The sequence below is a fragment of the Liquorilactobacillus satsumensis DSM 16230 = JCM 12392 genome, assembly GCF_001435195.1.
GTDB lineage: Bacteria > Bacillota > Bacilli > Lactobacillales > Lactobacillaceae > Liquorilactobacillus > Liquorilactobacillus satsumensis.
Genome location: NZ_AZFQ01000034.1, coordinates 134,572 through 146,849, shown reverse-complemented (window position 1 = coordinate 146,849; position 12,278 = coordinate 134,572). Strand labels below are relative to the sequence as shown.

General features: G+C 41.3%; 14 protein-coding genes. 11 read left to right on the top strand and 3 right to left on the bottom strand.

What is annotated here, in order from left to right; genetic code table 11:
* Nucleotides 1-196 precede the first annotated feature (196 nt).
* Entirely contained in the window at nucleotides 197-370 is a 174-nt protein-coding gene (locus tag FD50_RS12665) for a hypothetical protein (RefSeq protein ID WP_156653490.1), read from the bottom strand.
* Nucleotides 371-676: 306 nt separating this feature from the next.
* On the opposite strand from FD50_RS12665, the gene rsmG reads away from it, so the two are divergent.
* The 10 genes from rsmG (at nucleotide 677) to FD50_RS04495 (ending at nucleotide 8,695) form a co-directional block, all read left to right on the top strand.
* Nucleotides 677-1,420, top strand: a complete 744-nt coding sequence (gene rsmG, locus FD50_RS04540) for a 16S rRNA (guanine(527)-N(7))-methyltransferase RsmG (RefSeq protein ID WP_056960577.1) — start codon at nucleotides 677-679, stop codon at nucleotides 1,418-1,420.
* Nucleotides 1,421-1,425: 5 nt separating this feature from the next.
* Nucleotides 1,426-2,277 (top strand): nucleoid occlusion protein, encoded by an 852-nt coding sequence (gene noc, locus FD50_RS04535; RefSeq protein ID WP_056960575.1) that lies wholly within the window; start codon nucleotides 1,426-1,428, stop codon nucleotides 2,275-2,277.
* 24 nt (nucleotides 2,278-2,301) lie between these two features.
* Entirely contained in the window at nucleotides 2,302-3,069 is a 768-nt protein-coding gene (locus FD50_RS04530; protein ID WP_054757825.1) for a ParA family protein, read from the top strand.
* On the top strand, nucleotides 3,059-3,940 hold the full coding sequence (locus FD50_RS04525) for a ParB/RepB/Spo0J family partition protein (protein WP_056960573.1): 882 nt from the start codon (nucleotides 3,059-3,061) through the stop codon (nucleotides 3,938-3,940). Before FD50_RS04530 ends, FD50_RS04525 begins: the two co-directional genes overlap by 11 nt.
* Nucleotides 3,941-3,959: 19 nt before the next feature.
* Nucleotides 3,960-4,166 carry a DUF951 domain-containing protein gene (locus tag FD50_RS04520; protein WP_054757823.1) on the top strand — a complete coding sequence of 69 codons (207 nt, stop codon included), beginning with the start codon at nucleotides 3,960-3,962 and terminating at the stop codon, nucleotides 4,164-4,166.
* An 18-nt stretch (nucleotides 4,167-4,184) separates the two neighbouring features.
* A complete protein-coding gene (gene ychF / locus FD50_RS04515; protein ID WP_056960571.1) occupies nucleotides 4,185-5,285 on the top strand; it encodes a redox-regulated ATPase YchF in 1,101 nt (366 codons plus the stop codon).
* Between the two features lie 29 nt (nucleotides 5,286-5,314).
* Nucleotides 5,315-6,055 carry a DUF1129 domain-containing protein gene (locus tag FD50_RS04510; RefSeq protein ID WP_054757822.1) on the top strand — a complete coding sequence of 247 codons (741 nt, stop codon included), beginning with the start codon at nucleotides 5,315-5,317 and terminating at the stop codon, nucleotides 6,053-6,055.
* Nucleotides 6,056-6,410: 355 nt separating this feature from the next.
* Nucleotides 6,411-7,112 (top strand): amino acid ABC transporter permease, encoded by a 702-nt coding sequence (locus FD50_RS04505; RefSeq protein ID WP_056960629.1) that lies wholly within the window; start codon nucleotides 6,411-6,413, stop codon nucleotides 7,110-7,112.
* Nucleotides 7,113-7,129: 17 nt separating this feature from the next.
* Complete coding sequence (locus tag FD50_RS04500; RefSeq protein WP_054757821.1) at nucleotides 7,130-7,873, top strand: amino acid ABC transporter ATP-binding protein; 744 nt, start codon at nucleotides 7,130-7,132, stop codon at nucleotides 7,871-7,873.
* 18 nt (nucleotides 7,874-7,891) lie between these two features.
* Nucleotides 7,892-8,695 carry a transporter substrate-binding domain-containing protein gene (locus FD50_RS04495; protein ID WP_054757820.1) on the top strand — a complete coding sequence of 268 codons (804 nt, stop codon included), beginning with the start codon at nucleotides 7,892-7,894 and terminating at the stop codon, nucleotides 8,693-8,695.
* 490 nt (nucleotides 8,696-9,185) lie between these two features.
* Here the strand turns inward: FD50_RS04495 and gap are convergent, their stop codons facing one another.
* Both gap and FD50_RS04485 read right to left on the bottom strand, forming a co-directional pair.
* Nucleotides 9,186-10,205, bottom strand: a complete 1,020-nt coding sequence (gap, locus tag FD50_RS04490) for a type I glyceraldehyde-3-phosphate dehydrogenase (protein WP_056960569.1) — start codon at nucleotides 10,203-10,205, stop codon at nucleotides 9,186-9,188.
* A 266-nt stretch (nucleotides 10,206-10,471) separates the two neighbouring features.
* Nucleotides 10,472-10,951 carry a GyrI-like domain-containing protein gene (locus tag FD50_RS04485; protein ID WP_054757818.1) on the bottom strand — a complete coding sequence of 160 codons (480 nt, stop codon included), beginning with the start codon at nucleotides 10,949-10,951 and terminating at the stop codon, nucleotides 10,472-10,474.
* A gap of 83 nt (nucleotides 10,952-11,034) precedes the next feature.
* On the opposite strand from FD50_RS04485, the gene FD50_RS04480 reads away from it, so the two are divergent.
* On the top strand, nucleotides 11,035-11,982 hold the full coding sequence (locus FD50_RS04480) for a helix-turn-helix transcriptional regulator (protein ID WP_056960567.1): 948 nt from the start codon (nucleotides 11,035-11,037) through the stop codon (nucleotides 11,980-11,982).
* Nucleotides 11,983-12,278: the final 296 nt, after the last annotated feature.

Here is a 12,278-nt window from a genome sequence, read left to right as displayed (position 1 = left end):
TACGCGTAACCAAGCCCAGGTTACTTTGTAATTCAGGACTTAGTCAACGGAGGCTGGACGCAGGTTGTCGGCACTTCTTCATAACGTGCTCCACCCCGCAACCGCCAATGCCTAAGCCTGCATTACGCGTAACCAAGCCCGGGTTACTTTGTAATTCAGGACTTAGTCTACGGCGGCTGAACGCTGAGTGTCGCACTCAATTTTTTCTTGGCCACAACGCAAACTTAGGCCGCGGCATCACCACTAAAGCTAACAAAACAGTGATAAAATCAAAATAACCGTTCAAGTAGGAGAGATCTGCAACATAGCGTATGGATAAAAAGGACGCGATGATCAACAATGCAATGCTCACACGTAAGTTTTTGTTCATAGTAATGACCTCCTTCACTAATTAAATGATAGCGCTTTATTTAAGCCCGAACAAATGTGAAGCACCTAATACACAGTGTTTCTTAGAAATTAAAATAAAAAGGTGTTTGTACTTAATTATTCTGATTTTAAAGCCAATTGCGCTTTTAAAAAATAAGGTGTCGAGCGGAAAGAGATTCAATGATTCTTAGGTTATTTTCTCAACTGGTGCACCCTTGTATTTGCTATCCAAATACCTTAAACTAAAGGTAGTATGTGAAACATTTTTTGTTTCACAAAATCGAGCAAGTGAAAAAAGAGGACGAAAATGACACCAGAAGAATTTAAACGAGTGTTGGCCCAAAAGGGGATCGAACTCACAGAAAAACAACAGCAACAGTTTTCCAAATACTACAAGCTGCTGGTAGCGGCTAATCAGCACGTTAATCTGACAGCAATTACCGCTGAAAAGGAAGTTTACCTGAAGCATTTTTTGGACTCACTACTGCCGGCTTTTGTAGATGAACGGCTGCGGACACAAGCATTGCAGCTTTGTGATGTTGGTGCAGGAGCCGGTTTCCCTTCGTTGCCTTTAAAGATCGTTTTTCCACAGTTGCAGATTACAATTGTTGATTCTTTGAATAAGCGAATCGCGTTCTTAGAAAAATTAGCAGATGAACTTGACCTTGAAGGTGTTTCTTTTTATCATGCACGTGCGGAAGAATTTGGCAGTGTTAAAAGTCAATTTCGTGAAAGTTTTGAAATTGTCACAGCACGGGCGGTTGCACGTTTGAATATTCTTGCTGAACTGTGTTTACCATTAGTTAAAGAAGGCGGCAGCTTTATTGCACTTAAAGCCCAAAAGGCGCAGCGCGAACTTACTGAGGCACAATTTGCGGTCAAGTTGTTGGGCGGCAGCCTACGCAGTGATCATGAACTTACACTTCCGGAGACCGGTGACGAACGACATCTGATTATCTTTGACAAAGTTAAAGCAACACCGAATAAGTATCCGCGCAAGCCGGGAATGCCGGCTAAGAAACCACTAAAAAGTTCAGCTTCAAGGGGGTAGAGATTGTGGCATTTTCATTTTGGAATAAAAATAAGAAAAATGAGTCGGACAAACAACAAGTTACAGAAATTTTGTTGACCCAGATTGTCCCCAATCGGTTTCAGCCACGGCAGGTTTTTAATAGTGAAAAATTGGCTGAGTTAGCTGAAACACTCAAGGAACATGGCTTGTTGCAACCGATTATTGTTCGGGAATACGAACCGGAACACTATGAGATTATTGCTGGCGAGCGGCGCTTCCGAGCGGCTGGATTATTAGGCTGGGAAAAAATTCCTGCACTTGTCAAGCAGCTTTCGGATAATGAAGCAGCTTCTTTGGCAGTAGTTGAGAACTTGCAGCGTGAGGGCTTGACAGTCATTGAAGAAGCTAAAGCATACCAGGAGCTGATGCAGTTGAATAAGCTTACGCAAAATGAGCTAGCGCAAGCCATCGGCAAAAGTCAGTCTTTTGTGGCGAATAAGCTGCGTTTGCTAAAACTGTCAAATTATGTACAACAGGCCCTATTAGAGCGCAAAGTCCTTGAACGTCATGGGCGCAGTGTGCTGGGCTTGGATGAACCCGAGCAGATTGCTGTTATCAAAGAAGTGATTGCGCGGCGTTTGACAGTCAAGGAGACAGAGGCGTTAATTAAGCAACTGCAGACACAAAAGGAGCCTGTTCCTAAAAAGGCAAAGAGCAAACGGATTGCTAAAGGTGCGCTGCATGATACTCGCATTGCAGTTAATACTATTAAGAAATCTGTCAAAATGATTAGCGATAATGGAATGAAGCTTAAGACACATGAAGAAGATGTCCCAGGATTTCACCGGATTATTATTGAAATCCCAGTTGAAGAACAACAGCAGGAAAAAGAATAAGCAAGTTTGGGGGGAAAGAATTTCATGGGAACTGTAATTGCGTTGGCAAATCAAAAAGGCGGCGTTGGCAAAACCACAACCAGTGTTAATCTGGGGGCTTGCCTCGCGGATCTGGGCAAAAAGGTTTTGTTGATTGACTCTGATGCACAGGGTAATGCAACGAGTGGTGTCGGTGTACATAAGAATGAGATTGAAAAAGACGTTTACGATGTACTGGTCAATGAATATCCGCTGAAAAAAACGATTATTGCGACGACGCATGAAGGACTGGATCTGGTACCGGCAACGATTCAGCTTTCTGGAGCTGAGATCGAGCTGACCTCGCAGATGGCACGCGAATCGCGTTTGCTGGATGCGCTCAAACCAATCAAAGAACAGTACGACTATATCTTGATTGATTGCCCACCATCTTTAGGGCTGCTCACGATTAATGCATTTTGTGCGAGTGACTCAATTTTGATTCCGGTTCAAAGCGAATATTATGCGCTTGAAGGACTCAGTCAACTAATGAACACAATCAAATTAGTACAAAAGCACTTCAATCCTAGTTTGGCACTTGAGGGTGTCTTAATGACAATGCTGGATGTGCGGACTAATCTGGGCACACAGGTTGTTGCTGAAGTACAGAAGTTTTTTAAGAATAAGGTTTATCAGACGATCATTCCACGTAATGTTCGCCTTTCCGAGGCACCAAGCTATGGCATGGCAATTGTCGATTATGATCCTGCTTCACGCGGAGCAAAGGAATACAGGGCACTGGCAAAGGAGGTACTGGCTAATCATGGCGAATAAGAATAACAAGGGCTTAGGCCGCGGCATTGAAGCTCTGTTCCAAGAGTTTGAACAGCCAGAAGGAAATGAAGAAGTCGTTACAGAAATTGCTTTGAATGAAATTAGGCCTAACCCATATCAGCCGCGTAAATCATTTAATGAAGAAGCACTTGCGGAACTGAGTGCTTCGATTAAGAAGTCGGGAGTTTTTCAACCAATAATTGTGCGTAAATCAAGCGTTAAAGGCTATGAGATTATTGCAGGTGAACGGCGTTTTCGGGCCTCTAAGCTGGCAGACAAGGAAAAAATTCCAGCCATTGTGCGGCAGCTTGATGAGCCGAGTATGATGGAGATTGCAGTGCTGGAAAATCTGCAGCGTGAAGATCTGACTCCGCTTGAAGAAGCTGAAGCATATAATACCTTAATGGAGAAGTTGAGCTTGACGCAAACGCAAGTCTCAGAACGCTTGGGTAAAAGCCGCCCGTATATTGCGAATTATCTGCGCCTTTTAGGCTTACCGGCAGAAGTTAAGAAAATGCTGCAGACTCAGCAGCTTTCCATGGGACAAGCACGAACTTTGTTGGCGCTTAAGGATAAACGGCAGTTGATTCAGTTGGCTAAAAAGACGCTGGCAGAAAAATTGACGGTGCGGCAGTTGGAACAATTGATTACTAAGATGAATGGAACAGCTCCCCAAAAGAAAAAAGAGGTCAAAAAAGATATTGCGACCCTTTATTACCAGCGCAGCGAGTCTGCTTTACGTGATAAATTCGGAACAAAAGTTGCGATTAAGGGCAACTCCAAAAGTGGAAAAGGTAAAATTGAGATCGATTATTTGACGACCAATGATTTTAACCGGATTTTAGATATTTTAGGTATCACAATCGACTGATTTGAACGGAGGGAAACAGATGCAGACAGAATACGAATTGCATGATATCGTTGAGATGAAAAAGCAGCATCCTTGTGGAACTAATCGGTGGGAGATCATTCGGGTCGGGATGGATATCAAAATCAAATGTACTGGATGTGGACACCTAGTGATGATGCCGCGGCGCGATTTCAACAGAAAGTTAAAAAAGATTTTAGAACAAGCTAATTCAAAAGATCATGAGTAGGAAAGAGTGAAGTAAAAAATGTCATTAACAGCAGGAATTGTGGGTTTGCCCAATGTTGGTAAATCAACTTTGTTTAACGCGATTACAAAAGCGGGTGCAGAAATGGCGAATTATCCGTTCGCAACAATTGACCCGAATGTCGGAATGGTCGAAGTGCCCGATCAAAGACTGACACGGATTGACGAATTAATCCCAGCTAAAAAACTTGTGCATACAACCTTTGAATTTACCGATATTGCGGGAATTGTCAAAGGTGCTAGTAAAGGTGAAGGCTTGGGGAATAAGTTCTTGGAAAATATTCGTCAGGTAGATGCAATTGTGCATGTTGTCCGTGCTTTTGACGATCCCAATGTGACACATGTCAGCAACAAGGTCGACCCTTTAGATGATATCGAAACAATCAATTTAGAGCTGATTCTAGCGGATCTTGAAAGTATTAACAAACGTTATGAGCGGGTTGAAAAGGTTGCTCGCACAAAGGATAAAGAAGCAGTTGCGGAATTCAATGTTTTGAAAAAAATCAAACCAGTGTTGGAAGCGGGCAAGTCTGTCCGTTCGCTCGAATTTGATGAAGATGAACAAAAGATCGTGAAAGGGTTATTCTTATTAACCTCAAAACCAGTGCTTTATGTGGCCAATATTGCAGAAGATGATATGGCGCAACCGCAAGAATGCGAATATGTGCAACAAATTCAGCAGTATGCACAGCAGGAAGGCTCAGAGACATTAGCGGTCAGCGCTAAGACTGAAGAAGAGATTGCCCAACTTGATGAAGGCGATAAGCTGGATTTCTTAGAAGCTGAGGGTGTTGAGGAATCTGGGCTGGATCGTTTGATTAAAGCTGCTTACAAGCTTTTGGGACTAGCCACCTTCTTCACAGCTGGCGGCAAAGAAACACGTGCATGGACCTTCAAGCAAGGCATGAAGGCTCCTCAAGTTGCAGGAATTATTCATTCGGATTTTGAACGTGGTTTTATTCGTGCTGAGACGATTTCTTTCACAGACTTGGATAAGTATGGCAGCTTGGCAGCGGTACGCGAGGCAGGTCGACTACGGCTGGAAGGCAAAGAGTATGTTGTTCAAGATGGGGATATTATTGAATTTCGCTTTAATGTTTAACGAAAAAATGAAAAAAGGTGGGAGCAGTAGTGGGACAAGGCAACAGTGAAAACGAAAATAAAAAGCGCAATGAAGAAGTTGCCCAAAAGCAAACAGAAGCATTGCAAGAAAAAGCAACTGAAAAAAAAGTAGCAGTCCAAAATCAATTTGCAGGCTTGACGAAGCGCAATGAGGATTATATGTTCAGACTTAATCGGGTGCTGGAGGAACGGGATTTCCCGGCTGAAAAAAGAACAGCAGCGATCCAGGAAATGACAACGGAGTTGCTGGAAAAGCAACGCCAAGGCGTCATTGCTGCTAAGTATTACGGGACGGTTACCGAACGTGCACAGGAGATTATTGCGGGACCTAAAAAAGTTTATACACCGCCTGCATTTTGGAAAATTGCCCTTGATAACGGTTTAATGATTTTTACACTCTTTTGTGCCATGTATGCCGTTTTAAATCAATTTTCTGTTAAAGGCGGTCAGACTAATAATGGAATTTTGACGCTGCTTGTCACTTCCGCTTTTGCGGGTACTGGGATGGCTTACTTCTACCGCGTAACTGGTCAGCGTCGTAGTGGTGGCAAAAAAATGCCGTTTTGGCGTGTAATCTTGGTATCACTTGCATTCATGCTGTTGTGGGTTGCAATCTATACCTTAATTGCCCAAGTTCCATTCTTAAATCAAGGGTTATCGGTCTTTGCCTATGCAGTCTTAGCTGTTTTAGCATTTGGATTGCGGTACTTGCTGAAGAAAAAGTTAGATATTCCTGCGAGACCTTTCTAAATTTTTTGAATTTATTTTGTTTGACATTCTGAAAGTAAATCGTTAGAATGAGTAACATACTTTGAGGGTTGGTAGCTTTACCGCCTGAACGAACGACGAAGATAACTTATTTGGAGGAAAGCAGAATGACTTTTATGGCGATGGCTTGTATGTGTCAGTGTAATGAACAGAAGTATTGTTTCTTTCGCACGGACATCTCAAGTAGGACATAAAAGCACATTTTTGTTTTATTTCAGAGTATCTCCAGATAATGCAGAAAGAACCCGTACTTCTATTTACTAGAAGTGCGGGTTCTTTGCATTTTCCGACTGGCTCTCTTAGAAAAAAATTTAGTCAGAAAGGTTGTGAAGCAGGAATGTGGAAGATTGTTACGGATGCGCTGCCCCAGTTGATCGTCGCGGGGCTGCAATACACGATTCCAATTGCAATTATTTCCTTTATATTTGGTCTAGGACTTGCTTTATTGACTGCTTTAGTCAGAATTTCACGCAAAAAGAGTATCTTTTTTATGGTACTTAAAGCCTTCTTCCGTTTTTATGTCTGGCTTTTTCGAAGTACGCCCTTATTAGTCCAGTTATTCATTGTATATTTTGGTTTACCTTATCTTAAAATTAGCGGGATTGCACCTGATGGAATCAAATTGACGCCGCTGGTGGCTGGAATATTAACATTTTCTCTTAATACGGGTGCTTATTGTTCAGAGACGATGCGTGCAGCAATCTTGTCAATTCCTAAAGGACAATGGGAAGCAGCTTATTCAATTGGAATGACGAGAACACTTGCATTGCGGCGGATTATTTTGCCGCAAGCGCTGCGAGTCTCTTTACCGCCGCTTGCAAATAGCTTTATCAGTTTAGTGAAAGATACTTCACTGGCAGCTTCAATTACAATTGTCGAAATGTTTGAAGTCAGTCAACAAATTGCGGCGCAAAACTTTCAGCCCTTAGTAATGTATTGTTTGGTAGCAGCACTTTATGCGGTGGCATGTACACTTCTTTCTTGGTTGCAAGGCTACCTCGAGAAGATTACGTCGCGTTATGTTTCGAATATTAATTAGGAAAGAAGGACGAATAAGTGCTAAAACTTGAGAATTTAAGCAAGACTTTTGGCGAACATCGTGTCTTGGATGGAATTTCGACGGTCTTTCCTGAGCATGAGACGACAGTTGTTCTAGGACCCTCTGGCTCAGGCAAATCAACATTGTTGCGCTCACTTAACCTGCTTGAAAGACCTGAAGCTGGTCGCTATCATTTCGATGATGAGCTCTTTGATTTTGGGAAGGGGCTTTCCAATAAAGAAATTCTCAGTATTCGTAAGCGTACGGAAATGGTTTTTCAAGAATATAATCTTTTCCCGCACCTGACAGTTTTGAAAAATATTATTGAGGGTCCAACTCAAGTCCTGCATGAGGCAAAAGATACAGCTCAAAAACGTGCCCAAGAGCTACTGGTTAAAGTTGGGTTGGGAGACAAAGCAGATGCTTATCCCAGTCAGTTATCCGGTGGGCAAGCTCAACGTGTGGCAATTGCAAGAGCACTTGCTATGCAGCCCAAGTATATTTTACTTGATGAACCAACGAGTGCGCTTGATCCAGAACTGGAGCTGGAGGTCTTGAAAGTTTTACGACAGTTGGCGCAGGAAAAGCAGACGTTGATCATTGTGACACATAACATGGCTTTTGCACGGGAAGTGGCTGCCAGAGTTTTATTCATTGAAAATGGTCAGATTTTATTTGACGGTCCAAAAGCAGAATTCTTTAACACGAAGAAACAACGAATTGTTGATTTTATTTCCGCAATGACATTTGAAAATATTTAAAAAAGGGATGGATAAAAAATGAAATTTAAGCTTAAACGGACACTGTTAGTGGCTGGAATTGCACTTTTGGGAGTTGCAGTTACAGCTTGCTCGTCTACTAAAAAAGCGAGCAATAATGATTTTCAGTCGGAGCTAAACCAAAAAGGAACTTTAACGATTGGTTTGGAAGGTACCTACTCGCCTTATTCATACAGAAAAGATGGTAAACTGACGGGGTTTGAAGTTGAGCTTGGTAAGGCGCTCGCAAAGAAAATGGGTGTTAAGGCTAAGTTTGTTCCAACTAAGTGGGACAGTCTAATTGCCGGGCTTGGAAGCAACAAGTATGATGTAGTTTTAAATAACATCACTGAGACACCTGCGCGGGCAAAAAGCTATCTTTTCTCGGATCCTTATATTTATTCACGTTCAGTCCTGATTACACGCAAGGACGAGACCGGGATTAATAAGCTAAGTGATATTAAAGGAAAGAAGTTTGCAGAGGGGACCGGAACAGATAACGAACAAACTGCTAAAAAGTATGGGGCAGAAACTTTGCCTTCCGGTGATTTTGCAACGACAGTCTCGCTGATTAAACAGGGAAGGGTTGCCGGAACGATCAACTCTAAGGAAGCTTTCTTAGCGTATCAAAAGAGCAATTCCACAGCAGGTTTGAAGTACAAGGATGTTTCAGATGAAAAAGATCCGGCTAAAATTGTAGCATTGTTTAATAAACAATCGACTAAGTTGCGGAAAAAGACTAATACAGCGCTTAAGCAATTGCGCAATGATGGGACCTTAAAGCAACTGTCTAAAAAATATTTCAGTGCGGATATTACTAAGTAATTGAGTGCTGCAATTCCAAGTTAAGCTTTGGCAACTCGGATTCACAGCCTAGATAGTAATTTTGATTTAAGCAACACGTTTACCCATAATAATTAGCGCGAGATCGATTCAAAAGTTAACTTTTGACTTGGTCTCGCGCTTTGTGTATGTAGCAATTTATAAGCTATTAAATTAATGTGCTTTTTACAAGACATTATCGTTTTTAAAAGACCGTCGTGAGGAAAAAAGCAAAGCTAGCCGCTAGGAAAATGAAAAGTGTACCTGTTTAAAAATAGAAAAGGTGTTTAATAATATTATGAGTCAAACTAGCAAGTTGAATTTTTATAAAATTGACAGGGAGGGGGCATAGATTTAACCAAAAAAGGAGAGTGTGACATAAGTCAGGAAAATTCTCCGTCTAACTTCGAATTAGCACTCAAATTTTCCCGACTTATGTCACACTCTCGCTTGGTTTATTTTCTGCTGATTTTAAAATTTAGCTTTCAGTGTCTTATAGTGTTGCAAAGTAAAGCAGTGTCCGAATCATATTTGAGGTGAACCCGTATTCGTTATCATACCAGGCAGCAATCTTAATTAATTGTTGACCTTCACCCGCAATAATTTCTGTTTGAGTTGGGTCGAAGACTGTACCATGGGTGTCATTGATAATATCGGTAGACACCAAGCCATCACCATTGTAGCCAAATGAATCAGATTCGTACTTTTTCATAGCTGCGTTAACTTCTTCAACTGTGACATCCTTTTTCAAAACTGCAGTTAATTCGGTAATTGAACCATCATTAACAGGAACACGAATAGCTGAGCCAGTCAATTTACCATCCAATGAAGGTACAACTAAGCCGATTGCTTTTGCAGCACCAGATGAATGTGGCAACGAATTTGAAGCTGCATCACGATTTGCTTGACGTTTTGCAAAGTTGGCAGATTTGGGACCATCTTGCAAGCTTTGTGAAGCCGTGTAAGCGTGGACTGTTAACATTAGTCCAGTTTTAACACCAAATTCTTTCTCCAAAACATTTGCAATCATTCCCAGTGACTGTGTTGTACATGAACCAGCGGAAACAATTTTGTCATCTGCAGTTAAAATATCTTGATTAACACCATAAACAACAGTAGGAATTGCACCAGCTGGAGCTGAGATCAATACTTTCTTAGCACCAGCATTCAAATGCGCTTGTGATTTTTCAGCCGAAGTATAGAACCCAGTAGCCTCCAAGACGTAATCAACCCCATCATTTGCGACCCAATTCAAATTAGCAGCGTTACGTTCTGAGTAGACAGTGTAGTGTTTACCGTTAACTATAATACCATCTTGATCAGATGAAACAGTGGCATTCAAAGTACCGTGAATTGAGTCATATTTCAACATATATGCCAACATATCAGGGCTTGTCAAGTCATTAATAGCGACAACTTCGATATCGGATGCTTTGTCTGATAACTCAAGAATACGACGAAAAGCTAAACGACCAATACGTCCAAATCCGTTAATACCAATCTTAACAGTCATATGGTTTAACCTCCCAATTAGGTTTGACTTTTACTAACCACCGCCATTGTAGCACAGAGATTTTTACGGCGTACTTAAAATGCTCCGCTTAAGTTAGTCATTTTTAGCAATTATATTAAATGATGAATTGAAGGTTGACTGTGAAAAGATGGGACTTAACAAAGAGTTAAATAAGTTCACGGATTAGCTCTAAAAATCAGTTCTTTTGGCTAAGTGTAAATTGCAGATAGTCAAAATCAGAGCCGCTTTAGGGCGCAAAACTTTAATTACTTTTTAACTACTGGAATTAACATCGCTCCAGTTGCTGTTTGGGCAGCAGTCTTGCTGATCACTGCAGCATTTGGTCCGCCAACATATGCATAGTTAGGGATTTGCCCTAAGACCTGCGTAAATGCGGTGTTAGTTACGGTATCTGCGAGCGCTTTTTCTGAATTAGCAGTTCCAGGTACGACAACATATTCGCCTGCTGGAAATTCAATTCGCCGAGTTGCTTCTGGTAAAGTTTGCTTGCTGCGAACAGCAATATAGTACATCATTTTTCCGTCAACTGCTTCATTAACGATGAATAAGTCTGAGTCACTAGCGATCGCACGCAACTTTGCGAGCCGACCATCTTGATTAACCGCCTGCCAAAATACATTTTTGGCAGCCTCAATTGCAGCGTAGTCTTGAAAACCGGCTTTGAGTTGTGTTCCAATTGCAAGGATGCTGAATGCTGGTTTTGTCTCAATCGTATAGTGTGCCATAATTATGGCCTCCTTTTAATATTTGAATACTGTCATTATAAGGTATAATGGTATCGAAATTTGATACCTTTTAAGGGGATATTATGAAAAAAAATGAACGTTTAAATCTGATGATGCGTTATATTAACAATCGTGGCTTTTTCAAACTTAATGAACTTCAGCAAGAATTCCATATTTCACGAGCAACTGCTTTGCGGGATGTAGCTGATATCGAGGCAATGGGGCTACCATTAGAAGCAACTGTCGGTCGTGGAGGTGGATATGCTGTCATGCCCAACACTTTGTTGCCTACTATTCGCTTCACCCACAATCAGGTAAAGGCTTTATTTATTGCTTTTATGGCTTCGCGCAATCAGCAATTACCCTATCTAAAAAATCGCCAAGATATTGTAGAAAAATTGCTAGGCTTGATCTCCCCAGTTCAGCAAGAACAGTTGTTGCTGCTTGATAATCTTTTAGTCTTTGAGGGGACCAATCCACTGAAACCAGCTTTATTGGAACTTACTGATCAACCGCAACCGCAATTAGAAAAGCTCTTAACAGTCAGCTTATCCACACGACAATTGAAAATTAGAGCTAACGGGAAAAAGTATAAAATTTACTTAAAACATTTAGAACGTGCTAATGGAAAATGGTATCTGGATTGCCTTGACCTAAAACAGCCGCAACGCTTAATAATAGCTGTTGCTGCAATTAAGGCAGCAGTTCCGCTGCAGCCCAGTGAACAAGTTAAGACTACAACATTAGCTGCACTATTTTCAAAAACGGCGCTTAACCCTAATTTGATTTTGCAATTAGATGCCAGGGCTATTGCGCAGTATAAAAAGTTTCATCCGCTACCATATAAGCTAACTTATGTTGACCCGTTTCAGGCAAGGGCACAAATTAGCGAACATGTAGCTCCAGAAGGTGACAAAGAGCTGCTAATTAACTGGATTTTATTTCTCGGTCCTGGCTGCCATGTCGAACTGTGGCCTAAATCACTTGCACAAGCTTATAAAGCCAGGTTGAAAAACGAACTTAAACGTTAGAATCACTGGCTAAATACGTTGAAAGATGGAATTATGGGCAAAATGCTGATTGTGGCGGATTTTGTGGCTGTTTCCGAGATATCCGCACCACTTAATGAAATGAAATCGGCTACCAAACTTGTCATATCGTTGTATATTAAAGTGGTAAGCTTGAATAAGCAAAATATTTTGGAATAAAATAATACCATTAATTGATGATTATGGTATTAACTTTTTCTCGTGAAGAGAGGAATCCACTTTGAATAACTTTTAGATAACAGGCAAAGGATAGCGATATATGTGGTGAGTAATCATTT

Coding starts and splice junctions, on each gene's coding strand:
- FD50_RS04505 (WP_056960629.1), top strand. CDS start 6,411: ATGTGGAAGATTGTTACGGATGCGCTGCCCCAGTTGATCGTCGCGGGG.
- FD50_RS04495 (WP_054757820.1), top strand. CDS start 7,892: ATGAAATTTAAGCTTAAACGGACACTGTTAGTGGCTGGAATTGCACTT.
- FD50_RS12665 (WP_156653490.1), bottom strand. CDS start 370: ATGAACAAAAACTTACGTGTGAGCATTGCATTGTTGATCATCGCGTCC.
- gap (WP_056960569.1), bottom strand. CDS start 10,205: ATGACTGTTAAGATTGGTATTAACGGATTTGGACGTATTGGTCGTTTA.
- rsmG (WP_056960577.1), top strand. CDS start 677: ATGACACCAGAAGAATTTAAACGAGTGTTGGCCCAAAAGGGGATCGAA.
- FD50_RS04530 (WP_054757825.1), top strand. CDS start 2,302: ATGGGAACTGTAATTGCGTTGGCAAATCAAAAAGGCGGCGTTGGCAAA.
- FD50_RS04485 (WP_054757818.1), bottom strand. CDS start 10,951: ATGGCACACTATACGATTGAGACAAAACCAGCATTCAGCATCCTTGCA.
- FD50_RS04525 (WP_056960573.1), top strand. CDS start 3,059: ATGGCGAATAAGAATAACAAGGGCTTAGGCCGCGGCATTGAAGCTCTG.
- FD50_RS04520 (WP_054757823.1), top strand. CDS start 3,960: ATGCAGACAGAATACGAATTGCATGATATCGTTGAGATGAAAAAGCAG.
- FD50_RS04480 (WP_056960567.1), top strand. CDS start 11,035: ATGAAAAAAAATGAACGTTTAAATCTGATGATGCGTTATATTAACAAT.
- ychF (WP_056960571.1), top strand. CDS start 4,185: ATGTCATTAACAGCAGGAATTGTGGGTTTGCCCAATGTTGGTAAATCA.